The organism is Arsenicibacter rosenii (assembly GCF_001870735.1).
GTDB lineage: Bacteria > Bacteroidota > Bacteroidia > Cytophagales > Spirosomataceae > Arsenicibacter > Arsenicibacter rosenii.
Genome location: NZ_MORL01000006.1, coordinates 173,518 through 193,002, shown reverse-complemented (window position 1 = coordinate 193,002; position 19,485 = coordinate 173,518). Strand labels below are relative to the sequence as shown.

Genomic DNA, 19,485 nt, shown 5'->3' with positions numbered 1-19,485 from the left:
GCCAACCGGCGGCTGCCCCGTTTTATTTACGTTGCTCGCTGACAAAATTTATGCGACTTTCTCTGGTATATACATGCCTGCTGATCGGCAGTATAGGAACGTTACTGGCGAATCCGGTAAAGGGCCAGAACGTGCTGCGCCGTACCCTGAGCCTGACCATCGCCAATCAGCCGATTGAATCGGTCTTATCTCAGGTTGAAAAGGCAGCCAATATCACCTTTTCCTACAGCTACGAACTCATTCAGGGCAACCGGCGGGTAAGCCTGAATGTCCGGAACGAACGGCTCGATAACGTCCTCAATGCTCTGCTTGGGCCCGTAAATATTGGTTATGAAGTGGTTAATAACCGGCTCATCGTTCTGCGACGTGCGCCTAAAGCCGCCGCGACCTCCTCTGAATCGGCGGCGGCCCGCCCGGAGCTGGTCCCGCTGGAGTCGACCGGGCCCGAAGCCATCGACAAACAAGTAGCGGGACAAGTGACAGACGAAAAAGGACAGGCGATCCCGGGCGTTAATGTCATCATCAAAGGGTCAAACGCCGGCAGTACGACCGACGCAGATGGCCGCTACCGCCTGAGCGTGCCCGGCGACGACGTGGTTTTGCAGTTCTCGTTTATAGGGTACGTTACCAAAGAAGAGACGGTCGGAACCCGCACCCAAATCAATATTACGCTGGTTGAAGACAACAAAACCCTGAGCGAAGTGGTCGTGGTGGGGTATGGTACGCAGAAGAAAGCCGACCTTACCGGTGCCGTATCGACCATTTCGGGCAAAGACATTAACCTGCTGCCGGTAGGTGGTGTTGACCAGGCCCTGCAGGGAAAAGCCGCCGGTGTCCGGGTGACACAGTCGTCGGGCGCACCGGGCGAGGGGGTTTCCGTCCGGATTCGCGGGGTGGGTACCATCAACGACAACAGCCCGTTGTTTATCATCGACGGCGTACCGACCAAGGATGCCTTCAGTGTGCTGAATCCAAACGACATTGAAAGCATTTCGGTGCTGAAAGACGCCTCGTCATCAGCCATTTACGGAGCACGGGCCGCTAACGGGGTCATCATTGTGTCAACGAAACGCGGTAAAACCGGGGCCCCGCGCATTTCGTTTAATTCCTATACCGGCATTCAGCAGCACGGACGCCTGATTCCGATGGCTAATACGGCTGAGTATGTCTCGATTTTTAATGAGTCGGTCGTCAACGACAACGTGGGCGTCGAAAATCCGAGTCTGCAACGCCGGCCCATTCCGACCGGCACCCAACTGCCTGATACAGACTGGCAGCGGGCCATTTTCCGTACGGCTCCGATCCAGAATTACCAGCTGTCGATCAGCGGTGGTTCGGAGAAATCGCGCTACCTGATTTCGGGCAACTACTTTGACCAGCAGGGCATTATTCTGAATTCGGGCTATAAGCGGTATGCGCTCCGCACGAGCCTGGACACCGATATCGGCAAAGGTCCGAACGGCAACGGCCGCTTTAAAATCGGGACTAACCTGAACCTGAACTACGGTGTCCGCAACATCGTGGGGAGCTCGGGCGACGGCTACGGCGGCAACGGCGGCAGCATTGTGCGCTATGCCCTGTTCCGGTCGCCGGCCATCGCCATCTACGACCAGAACGGCAACTATACCGACCTGCCCGCCAGCCCTGCCCTCTTCGGCGACGGCTACAACCCCGTCGGGCTGGCCCGGAAACAGGACAATACCGAAACCCAGTACAGGGCGTTCGGCAACCTGTATGCAGAATGGCAGATTGCCAAACACCTGCGCTTCCGCACCGACGGCGGCCTCGACATGAACATCCTGAACCGCAAGATTTTCAACGAGAACTGGGGAACCAACAACCGCATCAACAGCCCCGCCTCGCTGGTGAATCAGGTGGGCCTGCTCAGCAACCTGAACTGGAACAATACGCTGAATTACAACCGCGTGTTCAACGAACGCCATGATCTGGCCGTGCTGGTGGGCACCGAAGCCATTAAAAACATCAACCGCGTTATCGGCGGCTCCGACCGCAACTACATCGACCAGGTGGCCAACCTCCGTTATCTGGGTCGCGGTATCGATCCGACGGGCAAAACCAGCTTTGAGGGCGATTCGCGGTGGGCGCTGTTTTCGCTGTTCGGCCGCGTGAATTACACCTACAACAACCGCTACCTGTTCACGGCCAACATCCGCCGCGACGGATCATCCCGTTTTGCGCCCCAAAACCGCTACGGTACGTTTTTCTCGGGTTCAATGGGCTGGAACATCGATCAGGAAGCCTTTTTCAAACCCCTTGCCGGTACAATCTCCCTGCTGAAACTGCGGGCCAGTATCGGTCAGTTAGGTAACCAGGACATCGGCAATTACCCGTTTGCGTCGATTGTCGGCAGCGGCTACAACTACCCGCTGGGCGACCCGCAGCAAACCAATCCGGGCTATGCCATCGTCAGCCGAGGGAACACCAATGTGAAGTGGGAGTCGTCGACCCAGAGCGACATCGGGCTGGAAACCGCGTTTCTGAATAACCGCCTGCAACTCACGGCCGATTATTTCATCAAGGTGACGTCGGATATGCTGATTCCGGTGCCGGTACCGAAATCGGGCGGAGCGGCCGGAGCGCCCTATGTCAACGCCGGCCGTGTGCAGAACAAAGGACTTGAGCTCGACCTGACCTACCGCGATAAGAAAGGGGCGTTTACCTACGACATTACGGCCAACGCCTCGTTCATCAAAAACAAAATACTGTCGCTCAGCGATGGCCGGCCCATTCCCGGCGGGCGGATTGACAACGGGGTATTTGCGACGCTGACCGAGCCCGGTTACCCGATCGGTTCGTTTTACCTGTTGCAGCAGGAAGGCATTTTCCAGAGCGATGCCGAGATTTTTACGAGTGCCTTTCAGGGGAATACCATCCGTCCCGGCGACGTGAAATTTAAAGACGTAAACAACGATGGCCGGATTGACGAAAAAGACCGGTCGCACGTAGGCAGTCCCATTCCGACGCTGCTCTATGGCCTGACCGCCAACCTGCAATGGAAAGGATTTGACCTGTCGGTCTTCTTCCAGGGCGTATCGGGCAACAAAATCTATTACCAGGTCGCCACCGACATCGAAGGGTTTTACCGGGCATTCAACATCACGCAGCGCGTCGTAGATGACCACTGGACCGGGCCGGGCACCAGCAACACCCAGCCACGGGTGTCGTGGAAAGGGGCAGCCAACAACAAACAGCCATCGACGCGCTTTCTGGAAGACGGCGCCTATACCCGGCTGAAAAACCTCCAGATCGGCTATACCCTGCCGCAGAAACTGGCCCGTAAAATTGCGGCCGGTAGTGCGCGTGTTTACCTCAGCGGTCAGAACCTGCTGACATTCACCAAATATCCGGGGCTGGATCCGGAGATGCAGACCAGCGACAACGTCAATAACGAACAGTTCCGGGGCGATGTGGCAGTTGGCATCGATTGGGGCACTTACCCCGCCGCACGGACCTATACCATCGGGCTTAACCTTAATTTCTAGCAACGGTATGAATCGCTTTCACGCATTTTCTATAAGTACACTGCTGCTGGTGCTGGTCAGTAGCTGCTCGGATTTCCTGAACGAGCAAGTCCGGGGCGATTACCCGGAATCGGCCTTTTTCCAGACCGAAGCCCAGGCCACGCTGGCCATCAATGCGGCCTATACACCGCTGGCTTTTTTCAGCGACCGTAACCGCCTGTGGGTATTCGGCGATGTGGCGTCGGATGACGCGGCTAAAGGCGGCGATCCCGGCGATCAGGCCGATATCGGGCTGGTTGATGAATTTCAGATTTACCCCAACAACGGCGTCATCGAATCGCAATGGGGGGAACTGTACGAAGGCATCAGCCGCTGCAACAACGTGATTCAGAAGGTACCGGCGGTAAACATGGCCGATGCGACCAAAAACCGGATACTGGGCGAAGCCCGTTTTCTGCGGGCGCTCTACTACTTCTATCTGGTGAATATCTACGGGCCGGTGCCGGTTGTGCTGGAACCGAAAAACCCCAACGAATTGCAGATTGAGCAGTCGCCGGTCGATTACATCTATACGCAGGTGATCGAGGCCGATTTGCAGGAGGCCATCAAAAACCTTCCGGCTGTGCATACAGGGGCGAATGTCGGGCGGGCAACCAAAGGGGCCGCAACGGCCCTGCTGGCAAAAGCCTACCTCTACGAGAAAAAATGGCAGCAGGCGGCTGAAACGGCCGCGCAGGTGCAGGCCATCGGTTTGTATGAACTGCTTCCGGTCTACAGCCAGAACTTCGACCAGGCGCACAAAAACAATAAGGAAGCAATCTTCTCGGTCCAGCACCTGACGGGGCAGGTACCGTTTACCGGCAACCGCCTGAACCAGTGGTTTGCGCCACGGGCCAACGAAAACGGCTATTTCTTCGACGTACCGACCCAACGTTTTGTCAGCGAATTTGAAAAGACGGCCGCCGGTGTGGCTGATCCGCGACTCGATTACACGGTGGCCCGCGACGGCAAGCCCTGGATCGATGGCACACCCTATGACCCGACCTGGTCCCCGACGGGCTACCTGAACAAAAAACATGTGCAGCCGCTGTCGGAAGTGCCCCGCAGTACCAAAGCCGACGGTAACCTCAACTACGTAGTCATCCGGTATGCCGATGTACTGCTGTGGCAGGCCGAAGCGCTGAACGAGCTGGGCCGCTCGGCCGAAGCACTCACCTACCTGAATCAGGTCCGGAAACGGGCCCGCGAAAGTTACCGGTATGACACCAGTCTGAGTGCGACCGGCACTGTGCCAACCGGTCTGCTGCCCGACGTGACAAATGCCACGCAGGCCACACTCCGGACGCTGATCTACCACGAGCGCCGTGTGGAGCTTGGCTTCGAGTTTCACCGCTATTTCGACCTGATGCGCTGGGGTAAAGACATTGCCCAGACGGCCCTCAGCGATAAACCGTCGTTCAAGTACGAAACCACCCGCTATTTCCCGATTCCGCAGAGCGAACGGGATACCAACAAAAAGCTTAAGTTCTGAATAATAACCTTTTAACTTAAATTCAATTACGCGTTCTATGAAAAACAACACATTTTCTGCAAGCAAGTTGCTTTGGGGTATCGTCGCCTTTATGATGGTCATGGTGTTTACACAAAGCTGTAAAAAAGATGACGGCGAAACGGTTATTCCCGTGGATAAGAGTAAGCTGAAAGCGCGCCTCGACAGCGCCAATGCGTCTTACAATGCTGCCGTTGAAGGCACAGCCGTCGGCCGTTACGAAACCGGTTCAAAAGCTACGCTTAAAACCGCTATCGATGCCGCCACAACCGTAAACAGCGACCAGGGCGCGACGCAGACAGCGGTCAACAACGCCTACGTAAACCTGGGTCAGGCGTATACGACGTTTGAAAGCAAGAAAGTTCAGGAAATTGCGCCGAGCAACCTGGTGCTGTACCTGAAAATGGACGGTAATGCCAACGACGCATCGGGCAAAGGCTTCAACGGTACACTGAAGCAGGGACATGCTGGTTGGGGCGCCGGTACGGTAACACCGACCAAAGACCGGTTCGGAGCCGACAGCAAGGCCTATCACTTCGAAAAAGGCGGCAACATCGAAATTCCGTACAACGCCGCACTGAACCCTGCCAAAGAACTGAGTATCAGCCTCTGGGTTAAAATGGACTCGTCGCGGGCCAGCAACTACCTCGTGTCGCTGAACCGCTGGAACGGGTATAAATTCCAGTTGCAGGAAGCCAACAAAACGTTCTTTACCGTAAAAACGACAACCGGTATCTTCAACGACAAGGACGTCGAAACCGTTACGCTCGACAAAGGCAAATGGTATCACGTAGCCGTTACGTACAAATCCGGCGAAATGAACTTTTACATCGACGGTACACTGGTGAAAAGCTGGACCGACAAAACCGGCGACCCGGCTTCGGTGAAAAGCACGATTAACATGACGATTGGTCAGGATTTGCCGACCAGCCTGTATAACAACATCGAAGCCAACGATGCCGACGGCAACAACTTCTACCGGGCGTGGGGTGGCTATTTCACCGGCGACATGGACGACCTGCGCATTTACAACGTTGTCCTGAGCAGCACCCAGATCAAGTCGGTATACACGGCTGAGAAGGGGAATTAATTTCTGAATGAATAATGGATAATGAACAATGTATAATGGCCCGACGGCCTTCATCCTCATTGCTCATTATTCATTATCCATTTTACATTGTTCATTATGACGAAGTGGCTGATTGGTTTCATTGTGCTGGTGGTAGCCGGGAGTTGTTCGCAGGACGAGGGCAACCGGCCCATGGTGTTCTGGTGTTCGAACAACGCGGGTGAAATTGCCTTTGCGAAGGAGTTTACCGAACGCTGGCAGCGCAGCCGCACCGACAAGCCGCTCCGGTTTCAACCCATTCCGGAGGGGCAGTCGAGTGAGGAAATCATTCTGGCTTCGGTGGTCGGCAAAACAACGCCGGACATCTACGCAAACATGTGGCAGGGCAGTGTCGAGATGTATGCAAAGGCACACGTACTGATTCCGCTGGATACGCTGAAGGGGTTCGCGGACTTTATCCGGAGCCGCTGCGACAGCAGTGTGATCCGCGAAATCACGTCGGCCGACGGGCATATTTATCAGGTGCCCTGGAAAGTAAATCCGATCATGACGCTGAGCAACCGACAGGCCCTGAACAGCCTCCGGGGCATCCGGCCTCCGTTTTCGTATACCAGCTTTCTGGAAGCCGGCCGGCAGTTGAAGCATCAAAACGGCGACGGCTATACCGACCGGTGGCTGGGCTATACCGAAGTAAAGGCAATCTGGTACCAGCGCCTTTTCAACTTTTATCCGCTCTATCTGGCCGCTTCTAACGGGGCTCCGCTCATCGTTAATAACCGCGCCGCCTTCAACAACCGCTATGCCGTTGAGGTATTCCGGTTTCTGCAAAACCTTTACAAAAACGACTATTTCCCGCGCGAACGGCTGTCGGCCGCCCGCGATCCGTTTATCGATGAACGCATTGCCACCCAGTTTTCGGGACCATGGCAGGTGTCGTACCTCGAAAAATTCAAAAAGCCGGGTTTCGAATACGATTTCTGGCCGATGCCCGTTCCCGAGGCCCTTGCTTCATCAAACAAGCCGGTTTATACCTATGGAGATCCTAAAAACATTGTCATATTCAACACCTGCCGCGACCCACAGGCCGCGTGGGAGTTTGTCCGCACCCTGATCGACAGTCAGGGCGACCTGCGGCTGATGGAGCTGACGGGGCAGTTTCCGCGGCGTAAGCAGCTGGATACTGATCCCTATTTCGCCCCGTATTTCAGCCGGAACCCACGCACCAAACCGTTTGCCCGTCAGGTACGCCACATCAAAGGCGTCGACAACTGCGCGGTCATCGTGGAAGTATTCGACATTATCTCACAGGAATACGAAGCCTGTGTCATCTATAACCGTAAAACGCCCGAAGCCGCCATCCGCGACGCCGCCAACGCCGTAGACGTGCTGCTCGAGAATAATGAGTGATTGTGTGAATGAGCGATTGAGTGGCTGCCGTGTAGGAATCACACAATCGCTCATTCACACAATCACTAAATAGATTATGAAAAAACTCCTTCCCTATTGGCTGGTAGCGCCGTATGTGGTGCATATGCTGGTGTTTGTGGCATTTCCGGTGGTGTTTTCGGTCGTCCTGACCTTTCACCGCTGGAATATCATATCGCCGATGGAGTTTATCGGCCCCGATAATTACGTCCGGCTGTTTAAGGACCGGCTGTTCTGGCAGGCGCTGTTCAATACCTTCCGGTTTCTGCTGGTGCATATCCCGCTCCAGATCGGCATTGCCCTCGGGCTGGCCGAACTCCTGAACCGTACCCTGCGCGGGGCGGCGTTTTTCAGGGCGGCGTTTTTTCTGCCCGTTATTGTATCGGGCGTGGTCGTAACCATTTTGTGGCAGCAACTGCTGAGCTTTAACTCGGGGATGCTCAACCGGCTGATTGCCGGCATCGGGCTCCCGAGGGTAGCGTGGCTCGACGATCCGGCAGTGGCCATGTATTCGATTGCCATCATGGCGACCTGGAAAAACGTCGGGCTTTATGTCATCCTGTTTCTGGTTGGCCTGCAAACCGTGCCGCCGCAGTATTACGAAGCCGCTGACCTCGAAGGCGCTACCAACTGGCAGAAGTTCCGGTACATTACCCTGCCCATGATCAACCCGACCATTTTCACAGTGGTTGTCCTGTCGACCATCGGCGGGTTTTCGCTGTTTATCGAGCCGTATATCATGACCGAAGGCGGACCGCTCAACAGCACCCTGTCGGCGGTGATGTACATCTACCAGCAGGCGTTTCAGTACTACCACATGGGCTATTCGGCCACGCTGGGCTTCTTTTTTGCGCTGCTGATTCTGGCCGTTGTGGCCATCCAGAAACGATACGTCGAACAGGAAATTTAACGAACCATGTCAACCTTCCTGCGCTATTTTCTGCTGATTCTGGCCGCGGCCTCCTTTGTGTATCCATTTGTCTGGATGCTGAGCGCGTCGCTGTCGTCGGAGAGCGAACTCGGCAACCTGACGCTCTGGCCGGTCGGCTTCACGTGGGCGAACTATGTCACGGTCTTTTCAAAAATTCCGCTGGGCCGGGCGTTTGTCAACAGCGTGCTGGTGGCCGTTATCACCACGGGCCTGGTACTCATATCGGGAGCAATGACGGGTTATGCCCTTGCCCGGCTACAATTCAGGGGCCGGAATCTGATTTTTTACCTGATCATCTTCACAATGACGCTGCCGTTTCAGATCACCCTGATTCCTAATTACATCACGATGGTAAAGCTGGGATGGGTCGATACCTATTTCGCGCTCATTGTCCCGTTTATGCTCAACTCGCTGTCGATCCTGCTCTTCCGGCAGGCGTTTATGAGCCTGCCACAGGCATTGATTGATGCCGCCCGACTGGACGGCTGCGGGGAGCTGCGGATTATTTTTCAGATCCTGTTTCCGAATATCCTGCCTACGGTGCTGACCATTACCATTCTGACGTTCATGGGCTTGTGGAACGAGGCCCTCTGGCCGCTGATCGTCATCCGCGACGAACCAACCATGACCATGCCCCAGCTTGTTACGTTGTTTTCGGTAGGCGGTCGTGCCGACGGACAGCTGACGGTCAAAATTACGGCGGCGGTGATGCTGGCGATCCCGATTATTATCCTGTACCTGTTTTTCCAGCGACACTTTATCCGAAGCATGGCTTCATCGGGCCTGAAAGACTAATATGATACACATTACACGCACGGCCATACAGTTTAGGGCCAATCCCGGACGGGTTATTTTACGTTATCTGAGCCTGCACGGTCCTCATCGGGTGCCCCACATTGCCAAACGGATCGACCACATGAGCGAACCGGAAGCGGAGGCCTTACTGGCGCAGACACGTTCCCTGTTTGCTGACCGGCACCGGCGGCTCGACGCGGTGTTCCGGCAACATTTTGCTGAAAGTACCCAACGCCATCCGGCTCCGGAACATTGGCCGGATAACCGCCGGCTGTTGCTGGGTGCCTGCATGACCATGGAATACTCGACCCAGGCTGCCGCGCTTTTCAACCCGTCGATGGTCCGGCATCCCGACCAGTCGGGGCTGCCGGAGGGTGCTATACGCTTTATCATGAGTTTGCGGGCTACGGGCGAAAGCCACATTTCATCGATCGAATTCCGGACCGGCGTGCTGACCGCCGATGGTGCGATTCAACTCGACGAGTTGACCCCGTACGCAACCCGCTCGGCCAAAAACTGGCAGAAGACATATACCAAAGATTTTGTCCGCGAGCGGCTCCGCTATTTCCTGCATACGTCAGAAACTATTCTGGACGAACTGCCGGACCGTTTTACCGCCACCGAGGCCGTTCAGATTATGACGACACTCCCCGAGTCGGGCCGTCACAGCCGTTTTCACGAATCCCAGAAAGCCCTGCTGGAAATTCTGGATACGAACTATGACCTGGTTTGTGAACCGGATGTACCGCTGACTGAGCGGGTGATTTTTCCGAACGCCAAAGGAGAAAGCAAAGGCATGGAAGATGTACGGTTTGTGCAGTTTACCGATGAAGACGGTACAACCTGCTACTACAGCACGTATACGGCCTACGATGGTGAGACGATCAAGTGTCAGTTGATGGAGACCACCGATTTTGTCGAATTCCGCGTCCGGACCATGTACGGCGATGGCATTCAGGACAAAGGCATGGCCCTCTTCCCCGAAAAAATAGACGGTAACTATGTGATGCTGAGCCGGCAAGGCGGTGAGTTTATCAACATCATGTTTTCGGAGGACTTACATGTCTGGGATACCTGGCAAACCCTGGCTGAACCGGCATTTGGCTGGGAGACCGTGCAGCTCGGCAACTGCGGATCGCCGATCAAAACAGAACAGGGCTGGCTGGTGCTGACGCATGGCGTCGGCCCCCTGCGCCGGTATGCCATCGGTGTTATGCTGCTCGACCTGCAGGACCCCACCAGGGTAATCGGGCGGTTGGCGAAACCAATTATCGAACCGCTGGAATCCGAACGCGAAGGCTACGTTCCGAACGTGGTCTATACCTGTGGCTGGTTACGTCATCAAGACCAGCTTATTATTCCCTATGCGATGTCTGACTCGGCCTGCGGCATCATTACCCTGTCTTTTCAGGAATTGCTGGACGAGCTTCAAAAAAAGAATATGTAACCTAAATCCGAAATGACTCAACGTACGTTAATATACCTGTGTTTTGTAGCCGTCCAGTTTGGGCTGCTTTCCTTCTCCTGCAAAAAAGACCCGATTTCTTCCAATTACCCTACGGGCCGTTTTGTAAACACTTTACACTTGCAACATCTTTACAAAAGTGTTAAATTACCGGTTGGCCCTGAGGTAGGCACTGTTGCCATCTATAGTAATGCACCCAACTATGACCTCATAACCGATGAGGATGAGGGCTTTACCTGTATTGACGACGTCGCGCGGGCAGGGTTATTTATGTTGCGGGAGCCTGACCTCGCTACTAATGCCGGCAAGCAGACCCAGCTCCGGCAAATGACCGAATTTGTGCTGCAGCTCCAGTCTCCGGAAGGATATTATTACAACTTCCTGTGGCCTGATCTTTCCATCAACAAGACGTTTCAGACCAGTGTCAACCAACCCAACTGGTGGTCGTGGCGGGCCTTCTGGCTCCTGAGCGAAGCGTATCCTTATTTCCAGAAAGCCGATCCGGCCATGGCAACCCGCATGCTGCAGGCCAACCAGCGGCTGGTGACCGTGATGATCCGCGACTTTGCCAGCCGTCCGCAGGAAATGAATTTTGTTAAAGGCATTAAAGTTCCGAAATGGCTGCCGTTCGGTTCGGGTACCGACCAGGCGGCCATCATGCTGCTCAGCCTGTCGAACTACTACCAGCAAACGCCCGATGCGCAGGTACTTAAACTGATGGAGCTGCTCGGCGAGGGTATTGTGCTGATGCAGTTCGGCGATGCGACGCATTTCCCGTACGGCGCCATCATGAGTTTTGAGAATACCTGGCACGCCTACGGCAGCGACCAGTCCTACGCCCTGCTGAAAGTAGGCAAAGCGCTCAACAAGCCAACGTGGATTGCGGCCGCCAAAAAGGAAATCGACAATTTCTATCCTTATCTGCTCAAGCAGGGTTTACTCGAATCGCTGGAGATTTATGATCCGGGCAACGGCGTTCAGGGCCTGAAATCGTCGCGGTTTGCGCAGATTGCCTATGGCGTCCGGCCGATGGTGTGGGCCGCGCTCGAAGCCTACGACCAGACCAAAGACCCGAAATACACCGACCTGGCGACCGAATTCATGGGCTGGTTCCTGGGCACTAACCTGGCCGGTGTGAAAATGTACGACGTTGAATCGGGCCGCTGTTTCGACGGTATTTCGTCTACCACTGAAGTAAACCGCAACTCCGGTGCCGAATCGACCATCGAAGCGCTCTGGGCCTTCCAGCGCGCCGAGCAATACCCCGCCGTGGTCGGGAAGCTAAAGTAATTCCTGTTGAGTGATTGAGCGAATTGCGATTGAGTGAAAATGGGGTCACTCATCAAGCCATCCGAATAGCCGCTCAATCACTCATTCGCTCAATCACTCAATAAAACTATGTCTCGCGTTCAACTGGATCATATAGCGAAAGCATACGGGAACGGACCGCGGGTTATCCGCGACGTAAATCTGGATATTCAGGATAAAGAGTTTGTGGTCCTGGTCGGGCCGTCGGGCTGCGGCAAGTCGACGCTGCTCAGGATGATTGCCGGGCTGGAAGCGATTACGGACGGTACCCTCTTGATCGGCGACCGGCGGGTAAACGATGTACCGCCCAACGAGCGCGATATTGCCATGGTGTTTCAGAACTACGCGCTCTACCCGCACATGACGGTTTACGAAAACATGGCCTTCGGGCTGAAGCTTCGCAACATGCCCAAAACGGAGATTAAGGACCGCGTAACGGCGGCAGCCCGGCTGCTCGAAATCGAAAACCTCCTCGACCGGAAGCCGAAAGACATGTCGGGCGGTCAACGGCAGCGCGTGGCCATCGGCCGGGCCATTGTCCGGAATCCGCAGGTGTTTCTGTTTGATGAACCGCTGAGTAACCTCGATGCCAAACTACGCGGGCAGATGCGGATTGAACTTCAGAAACTCCACCGCGATCTGCAGGCAACGATGATCTACGTCACCCACGACCAGATCGAGGCCATGACGCTCGGCAACCGGATTGTGGTCCTGCGGAACGGCGATGTGCAGCAGTTCGACACGCCCATCACCCTCTACAATCAGCCGGTCAATCGTTTTGTGGCGGGCTTTATCGGCACACCGCCCATGAATTTTCTGCCAGGGCGTCTTTCGGGTACGGGCCCTTTACAATTTCAGAGTGATCAGGGGGCGGTTACCCTCGACCTCAGCCAGAGCGTGCATGCGCCTGCGCTGGCGAGTTTCCGGGGCCATGCCGTCACGCTGGGTATCCGTGCAGAACACATGAGCCCGGTTCCGGTCCCGGGTCGGTCAATGCCCGAACTGACGGTACAGGCCGACGCCGTTGAGCATACCGGCAACGAGGCGCTGACGTACTTTCATCTGGACGATCAGCGGTTTGTTGCCCGTCTGCCTGCCGACCTGCCGCTAACGTTCGGCCAGTCGTTCCGGCTATTCTGGGAGCTGGATAAGTGCCATTTCTTTGATGCGGAAACGGAGCTGGCCATCCGGTAGCAAAACTCCCGATTAACTTAACTCCCCGAGGGTTTTGAACCCTCGGGGAGTTGGAATATGGAGGCAGGCCAGTCAGGGATAAAAACCTAATTCGGCAAGTTGTTGCCTGAATATCAATCGTTCTACATCATTGAATTTGAAAATACGGACGGTGGCTATTCCAATGTCGGTTATACCGTGAATGGCACTTTCTTCCAGCATGAAGTGACTGTTCCAGTCATCTCTCCTTGGATTGAAGAACCGGACAAGTGTGTCGTTGTCAAGAAAAGTCGCTATGTCTGTGCCTTTGAAATAGTTGCAGTCAGGACAGCAATAGGCCAGATTGGATAATTCATTGGTGCCACCATGCTTTATGCTTCGGATGTGCTCAATATGGAAGGCATAAAAAGAAAGATGCTCCGGTAGTAAACAGTATTCACATCGGTACTTCGCCCGCAGTGCAATCTTCTTCTTTATAGCAGCTGACAAGCTACGGCTCATGCGTTGAGAAGTGTTAACGCTCTGGCTTTTGCAAGGCCAATAATCCGGTTAATGATAAGGTATTGCTCCAGTTCGTGCCTGTCTTCTTCTGAGAGAAGTGCTTCTTTTTGTCTTTCTAACAAATAATCGAGCCGGTCCTGATTCGCTTGAGAGGGCTTGAACTGAACAACTTTTTCCGGATTCATGCCCGCGATAAATGTCGAAATTTCATCAAAAACAGATGGTTTCCTCAGCATGGCTAACACTATCTTAATCTAAACAAATATACGCTTCTGCGCAGCAACATACAAGCCTGCCAGACCTTCCAGGAAGTTTTGAACTTCCTGGAAGTCTGGCAGGAAAGCAACGCCTACAAACTCATTTCTCCGCTGAACGGCGTGGCCAGTTGCTGACGGATGCGGTCAAGGCGGGCTTGTTGCTGGCGCCGGGATTCGATCCGGTCATCGTCGCCGGTTTCGGGTACGTTTTCGCCGAGGACCACCATCAGTTTCGTAATTGCGGCTTCGGTAGTCATGTCGGCACCGCTCACGACGCCGATCTGCTGCAGCAGCTTACTGGTCTGGTATTGGCCCTGCGTCACCCGCCCCCCTTCACACTGCGACACGTTGAACAGCACAATACCGCGGTCACTGGCGTTTTTCAACGCTTCGAGAAACCAGCTGTACGTCGGTGCATTGCCCGCCCCGAATGTTTCCAGGACCACACCTTTCAGGTCCGGAATGCCCAGAATGGCTTCCACAACCGGTTGGGTAATGCCGGGGAACAGCTTCAGAATCGTAACGTTGGCATCCAGCTGCGTCCGGATACTGAACGGCCCGCCAACCGGCCCCGACATAATGTATGGCGTGTTGTATTCGATCTGCACACCGGCTAAGGCCAGCCGCGGGTAATTCTCAGAGTGAAAGGCGTTGAAATGAACACTCTCCTGTTTCTTAGCCCGGCTGCCGCGGAGCAGCTGCGAATTAAAATAGACGCACACTTCCGGCACAATCGGTTTGCCGTCGCGCGTAGCCGCTGCAATCTCCAGGGCGGTAATAAAGTTTTCACGGGCATCGCTCCGGGCGACCCCGATCGGCAGCTGCGCACCGGTCAGGATCACCGGCTTGGCCAGATTGACGAGCATAAAACTCAGCGCCGACGCCGTGTAGGCCATCGTATCCGTTCCGTGCAGAATCACGAAGCTATCAAACTGATCGTAATTTTTCCGGATGATCTGCGCCAGTTCAATCCAGTTGGCCGGTTTCATGTTCGACGAGTCGATGATGTCGCGCAGGGTAATGAGCGTCATGTCGAAGTCGAGCCGGTGCAGTTCGGGTACCTGATCGAGGACCCGTTCAAAGTTAAACGGAATGAGTTGACCGGTTTTCCGTTCATAGACCATCCCCAGCGTACCGCCGGTATAAATGACCAGAACCGATACGCGGGATGTTGAAGAGGACGCCGACGGGCTGGCCATGGTTTCCGACGTAGTATTGTCGGCCAGCGCTACCCGTGGATTTATGTGAACAGTTTGATAAGACATTATCAGGTTAGCTAATCGGCCCGAAAGATAGCAACTTTCAGTCGGGGGATTACCCTTTTTTGTCGATTTCTCTACCGGCGTTCCGGCAAAACAACGTCTGCTTTGCGGCTTTCAGGACTGATAATCAGGCGCTCCAGCTTCCCGTTTACGACCGTACCTTCAATGGTTGTCTGGTAGGGTGCGTGCAGTTTAAAACGGGCGTTCCAGTTGGCGGGCCATGCCGGTAAGAGGTAAATTTTCCGGCCGTCGGTCTGCATCAGCATCTCCTGCAAGCCGATCATGGCCGAACCACCCCAGTTGTGGTCGGGTGTCCAGTCGAAGCCGGGGCCCCAGAATGCCGGGAAGCGGTGGGGCCCGTCGGCAAACTTCCGGCGGGTGAGGTCGGCAGCTTCGTCGGTCAGGCCGAGGCGCGCAGCAAAAATGTTGTGTTGCCGCCAGCCAACGTGACTGCGGTATTTTACGACCAGCGTATCGTACTGCCAGGTATTGCGGGCTACGTCCAGATCCGGCTTCCCGACGCCGTACAGGCCCCACGGATACACCGGATACAGTTGCGGCGCTTCCGTATTCTGAATTCGTGCCCAGGCCACCGCCGGCGCCAGCGTTTTATGGCCACCCTCCAGGTACTGCGTCGGTACCGGCGGAATCCGCTTCAGCATGGTCACCCACTTCTCCCGCTGTGCATCCGGCAAATAACCGGCGGGCAGTTCCAGCATCCGGCCCAGAATTACCCGCAGGGCCGAAATAACGGTCGTGGAGTTGTAGGTCATTTTGTAGGTCTCGGCAGCCGAACCCGGGTAAAAGATATACTGCCCTTTTTCGTCAAATACCTTTGTGCCCCGTTGTTTGGCAAGCAACTGGTAATGCTCATCAAAAAACGTCAGGCAACTTTCGATAAACGGTACATATGACCGGATGTCACGGCCCTCGTAGCGCTCCGTTTCGAGCATCATCAGGCAAAACTCAAACACGGTATCCCACTCATATTCAAGCCATGCGTTGTATTCCATACCCGGATCGTAGCCTTCCGGACGTTTTACGCCATACTCCATGATATTCGGCAGACCGAAGTTTTCGAGCTGCTCGGTAAAGCACGCCCCATTATGTTTCCAGTATACCTGACTGCGTAATTCGGCGTTGCGCTGCGACCGGAGGTAAAAATCAAACTGGGGTTTCAGCATGTCAAAATCACCCGATTTCAGCATTGGGTGATAGACCAGCCGCTGGTTCTGGGCCGTCATGGTGCCGCCGCCCCACAGCCGGAAATCCGGCGTATGGGCATACAGTTTATTGGTCAATACCGGATCAACGGTAAATAACCCGCCGTTGAACTTCGTAGGCCATTTGCCATAGGCGTTGCAGCCAAGCAGGTAGCGGAACAGCTGATAATTCCGCGAAACGGTACTGTCGGGCCCCTCGATCAGGATGTAGCTCCGGTTCCAGAACTGCGCCCACCAGTCGTGGGTTCGGGCCAGCGCCGTCTTCCGCGTCGCTGCTGCCTCCTGCCGGATTTTCGCCAGCCCTGCTGTCCATGCCTCCAGTGTAGGTGTCTGGTCGACATGCAGCACTACATCAATCTGCTGCGTACGCACCGGCTTGCTCACGAGCGCCCACGACCGGTAGCGGGTATTCATATACGTTCCGGTATCGGTGCCCGCCGGTTTCATGCCGGGCGCCACCAGTACCCCGCCAAATGTATTGTTCGTAATGGGGTCAAACAACTGATCCTTTACGGCGGCCATGCCCTGCATCCGCACCGTATAGGCCATCACGTTTTCCCGGTCGGCACGGTTACGGTGGTAAAACTGTATCTCATTACCCGAAACGGCTACCTCATCCTTATAGGTAATCACCTCAAACTTCGGCGAGACTTTATAGGAGTTTCCCCGCAGTTCGGTGCCTCTGACCAGATGGTCCTCAAACCGCCATGATTCGTACATGACCTTTACCGTAACAGGTTTTGCACTTTCCAGTTCAACATGCACCACCGGCCGGAAGACATCGACCCACAGGTGTAGCCGCGCTTTGCCGCCCGAAATCACCACATCGCCTTTAGCCAGCCGAAGTTCCTGCCGGAAATCAGTACCCCTGAAGGGATTGGAACTGAGTCGGAGCCGTACGCGCCCCGGTTTCAGCATGGCATTGTTTTCGTCGAACGTGCCGCTGCGGGCCATGTAAAACAGTACATCGCCGTTTTCGACCCAGACATTCAGGCCAATGTCGCCACCACCACATGGCATGGATTCACCGGCATCCCGGCCAGGTGTTGTCCAGACTACATTGTAAGTGTCGGGAAGTGGTGTTTGAGCCAGACACGGTGACAGGAGCAGCAGACAGAAACAAATGGCCGAAAGAAAGTAGGACATGGCGGTTGACTGGTTTTGTAGTAAAGCCAAAATAACGGCATAATTGCCAATTGAACCCGAAATTATCCGCTGAATTCCCGATGAGCTTTCGTTATCTCTTTGTCATGTGCCTGTTTTACAGCACACTTACCCTTGCGCAGACACCCGCTAAACTGACCTGGTGGAATCCGAAACAATCCGACATCAATGCTTTGGAGGGTCAAGGCTGGCCGACCGGTGTACAGGCGCCGTATGACCGGTTGCCGGCCGAAGCCGAAAAAACGGTTCCGAAAGCAGTCTGGAACCTGTCGCGGCACTCCGCCGGGATGATGATCCGGTTCCGGGCCAGTACCGACCAGATTGTGGTGCGGTATCAGGTGAAAGGCAACCAATCCATGCCGCACATGCCGGCAACGGGCGTCAGCGGGGTTGATCTCTATGCCGGTAACAGCGACGGCGACTGGCTGTGGTGTATGGGCAAATATGCGTTCGGCGATACCATTCAGTACCGGTTTACGGGCCTGACGCCCAATGACAACTACCATCAGAAAGGGCGCGAATACCGCCTGTACCTGCCGTTATACACCGCCGTTCAGTGGCTGGAGATCGGCGTACCCGAAGGTGTAACACTCACGCCTCTGCCCGTGCGCATGGACCCGCCCATTGTGATCTACGGTACGTCGATTGCCCACGGAGCCTGTGCCTCGCGGCCGGGCATGGCCTGGACGGCTATTCTGGGTCGCAAGCTCGACCGGCCGGTCATTAACCTTGGCTTTTCGGGCAATGGCCGCATGGAAAAGGAAGTGGTTGATTTTCTGCCGCAACTGAACGCCCGGCTGTTTGTACTGGATTGCCTGCCGAACCTGGTCAGTATGGTCAACACCGACGCGGCGGAAGTACACAACCGGATTCTGAACACGGTCCGTACCCTCCGGCAAAAATACCCGACAACCCCAATTCTGCTGACCGACCATGCCGGTTATACCGACGGCGAGATGATTGCTACCCGCAAAAAACTATATCAGGACGCCAACGATATACAGAGCAAGGCCTACGCCCAACTCAAAAGCGAGGGCATCCGGAACCTGTATACCCTGCCGATCTCGGCCATTCATCTGGATAACGACGCCATGGTCGACGGCACCCACCCGACCGACCTCGGTATGGTGCAGTATGCCGACGCCTACGAACGCGTGATCCGGCAAATCCTGAAAGAACCGGCCGGTTCTCTGTCGACCACCCGCCCGCGCACCCAGTACCGCGACGCCCGTATTTACGACTGGGAGGCCCGCCACCGCGATGTTCTGGCGATGAATAAAACCAACCCGCCCCGCATTGCCTTCATAGGCAACTCGATTACCCATTTCTGGGGCGGAGAGCCTAAAAGCCCCCGCGCCGACGGGGTGGATTCGTGGCAGTCGGTACTGGACCCGTTGGGTGTCAAAAATCTGGGGTATGGCTGGGACCGCATCGAAAACGTACTCTGGCGGGTGTATCACGGCGAGCTTGATGGCTACCCGCTTCAGCAGGCCGTGTTGATGATCGGCACAAACAACCTGCAGCTGAACACCAACGACGAAATAGTGGAAGGCCTTAAACAGCTGGTCGAAGCCATTCAGGTGCGGCAACCGCAGGCAGACATTCTGATGATTGGTATTCTGCCACGCCGGAATGAAGAAGGTCGCCTTGCGAAACTGAACGACCAGATTGCGCGGCTGGCTGGCAGCGTTAACGCCACCTTCGCCCAGCCGGGACCGGTATTTCTGAAAGCAGACGGTAAAATTGACGAAAGCCTGTTTTCCGACGGCCTCCACCCGAATGCCGAAGGATACCGGCGGCTGGCTCAGGCGTTGAAGCCGTATCTGAAACCCATGCCGGCTCCGGTTGTTACGCCGGCAACAAGCAAGCGGAAACGATAAA

The 19,485-nt window shown here is 55.3% G+C and carries 14 protein-coding genes; 10 read left to right on the top strand and 4 right to left on the bottom strand.

Annotated elements, in window-relative coordinates:
• The first annotated feature begins 50 nt into the window (after positions 1–50).
• The 9 genes from BLX24_RS13780 to BLX24_RS13740 all read left to right on the top strand — a co-directional run bounded on the left by BLX24_RS13780 (position 51) and on the right by BLX24_RS13740 (position 13,218).
• Positions 51–3,503 carry a TonB-dependent receptor gene (locus BLX24_RS13780; RefSeq protein ID WP_177225837.1) on the top strand — a complete coding sequence of 1,151 codons (3,453 nt, stop codon included), beginning with the start codon at positions 51–53 and terminating at the stop codon, positions 3,501–3,503.
• A gap of 7 nt (positions 3,504–3,510) precedes the next feature.
• Positions 3,511–5,013 (top strand): RagB/SusD family nutrient uptake outer membrane protein, encoded by a 1,503-nt coding sequence (locus BLX24_RS13775; protein ID WP_071503735.1) that lies wholly within the window; start codon positions 3,511–3,513, stop codon positions 5,011–5,013.
• A 37-nt stretch (positions 5,014–5,050) separates the two neighbouring features.
• The gene (locus BLX24_RS13770; RefSeq protein ID WP_071503734.1) at positions 5,051–6,121 is read left to right on the top strand and encodes a LamG domain-containing protein; all 1,071 of its coding nucleotides are present in this window, start codon (positions 5,051–5,053) and stop codon (positions 6,119–6,121) included.
• Positions 6,122–6,217: 96 nt separating this feature from the next.
• The gene (locus BLX24_RS13765; protein WP_071503733.1) at positions 6,218–7,507 is read left to right on the top strand and encodes an extracellular solute-binding protein; all 1,290 of its coding nucleotides are present in this window, start codon (positions 6,218–6,220) and stop codon (positions 7,505–7,507) included.
• A gap of 76 nt (positions 7,508–7,583) precedes the next feature.
• Positions 7,584–8,435 carry a carbohydrate ABC transporter permease gene (locus BLX24_RS13760; RefSeq protein ID WP_071503732.1) on the top strand — a complete coding sequence of 284 codons (852 nt, stop codon included), beginning with the start codon at positions 7,584–7,586 and terminating at the stop codon, positions 8,433–8,435.
• Positions 8,436–8,441: 6 nt separating this feature from the next.
• Positions 8,442–9,251, top strand: coding sequence for a carbohydrate ABC transporter permease (locus BLX24_RS13755; protein ID WP_071503731.1), 810 nt, complete (start codon positions 8,442–8,444; stop codon positions 9,249–9,251).
• Position 9,252: 1 nt separating this feature from the next.
• Positions 9,253–10,698: a glycoside hydrolase family 130 protein gene (locus tag BLX24_RS13750; RefSeq protein ID WP_083421967.1), complete on the top strand. Its 1,446-nt coding sequence runs from the start codon at positions 9,253–9,255 to the stop codon at positions 10,696–10,698.
• A 138-nt stretch (positions 10,699–10,836) separates the two neighbouring features.
• On the top strand, positions 10,837–12,006 hold the full coding sequence (locus tag BLX24_RS13745; RefSeq protein ID WP_143092667.1) for a hypothetical protein: 1,170 nt from the start codon (positions 10,837–10,839) through the stop codon (positions 12,004–12,006).
• 108 nt (positions 12,007–12,114) lie between these two features.
• Entirely contained in the window at positions 12,115–13,218 is a 1,104-nt protein-coding gene (locus BLX24_RS13740) for an ABC transporter ATP-binding protein (protein WP_071503729.1), read from the top strand.
• A gap of 72 nt (positions 13,219–13,290) precedes the next feature.
• Here the strand turns inward: BLX24_RS13740 and BLX24_RS13735 are convergent, their stop codons facing one another.
• The 4 genes from BLX24_RS13735 to BLX24_RS13720 all read right to left on the bottom strand — a co-directional run bounded on the left by BLX24_RS13735 (position 13,291) and on the right by BLX24_RS13720 (position 17,586).
• On the bottom strand, positions 13,291–13,698 hold the full coding sequence (locus BLX24_RS13735) for an HNH endonuclease (protein WP_071503728.1): 408 nt from the start codon (positions 13,696–13,698) through the stop codon (positions 13,291–13,293).
• Positions 13,695–13,934, bottom strand: a complete 240-nt coding sequence (locus BLX24_RS13730) for a hypothetical protein (protein WP_071503727.1) — start codon at positions 13,932–13,934, stop codon at positions 13,695–13,697. Before BLX24_RS13730 ends, BLX24_RS13735 begins: the two co-directional genes overlap by 4 nt.
• 113 nt (positions 13,935–14,047) lie before the next feature.
• Positions 14,048–15,154, bottom strand: a complete 1,107-nt coding sequence (locus BLX24_RS13725) for an asparaginase (protein WP_071503871.1) — start codon at positions 15,152–15,154, stop codon at positions 14,048–14,050.
• A gap of 137 nt (positions 15,155–15,291) precedes the next feature.
• A complete protein-coding gene (locus BLX24_RS13720) occupies positions 15,292–17,586 on the bottom strand; it encodes a DUF5703 domain-containing protein (protein ID WP_071503726.1) in 2,295 nt (764 codons plus the stop codon).
• An 80-nt stretch (positions 17,587–17,666) separates the two neighbouring features.
• On the opposite strand from BLX24_RS13720, the gene BLX24_RS13715 reads away from it, so the two are divergent.
• Positions 17,667–19,484 (top strand): SGNH/GDSL hydrolase family protein, encoded by a 1,818-nt coding sequence (locus BLX24_RS13715; protein WP_071503725.1) that lies wholly within the window; start codon positions 17,667–17,669, stop codon positions 19,482–19,484.
• Position 19,485: the final 1 nt, after the last annotated feature.

Coding starts and splice junctions, on each gene's coding strand:
- BLX24_RS13760 (WP_071503732.1), top strand. CDS start 7,584: ATGAAAAAACTCCTTCCCTATTGGCTGGTAGCGCCGTATGTGGTGCAT.
- BLX24_RS13735 (WP_071503728.1), bottom strand. CDS start 13,698: ATGAGCCGTAGCTTGTCAGCTGCTATAAAGAAGAAGATTGCACTGCGG.
- BLX24_RS13725 (WP_071503871.1), bottom strand. CDS start 15,154: ATGGCCAGCCCGTCGGCGTCCTCTTCAACATCCCGCGTATCGGTTCTG.
- BLX24_RS13780 (WP_177225837.1), top strand. CDS start 51: ATGCGACTTTCTCTGGTATATACATGCCTGCTGATCGGCAGTATAGGA.
- BLX24_RS13720 (WP_071503726.1), bottom strand. CDS start 17,586: ATGTCCTACTTTCTTTCGGCCATTTGTTTCTGTCTGCTGCTCCTGTCA.
- BLX24_RS13715 (WP_071503725.1), top strand. CDS start 17,667: ATGAGCTTTCGTTATCTCTTTGTCATGTGCCTGTTTTACAGCACACTT.
- BLX24_RS13750 (WP_083421967.1), top strand. CDS start 9,253: ATGATACACATTACACGCACGGCCATACAGTTTAGGGCCAATCCCGGA.
- BLX24_RS13755 (WP_071503731.1), top strand. CDS start 8,442: ATGTCAACCTTCCTGCGCTATTTTCTGCTGATTCTGGCCGCGGCCTCC.
- BLX24_RS13770 (WP_071503734.1), top strand. CDS start 5,051: ATGAAAAACAACACATTTTCTGCAAGCAAGTTGCTTTGGGGTATCGTC.
- BLX24_RS13730 (WP_071503727.1), bottom strand. CDS start 13,934: ATGCTGAGGAAACCATCTGTTTTTGATGAAATTTCGACATTTATCGCG.
- BLX24_RS13740 (WP_071503729.1), top strand. CDS start 12,115: ATGTCTCGCGTTCAACTGGATCATATAGCGAAAGCATACGGGAACGGA.
- BLX24_RS13775 (WP_071503735.1), top strand. CDS start 3,511: ATGAATCGCTTTCACGCATTTTCTATAAGTACACTGCTGCTGGTGCTG.
- BLX24_RS13765 (WP_071503733.1), top strand. CDS start 6,218: ATGACGAAGTGGCTGATTGGTTTCATTGTGCTGGTGGTAGCCGGGAGT.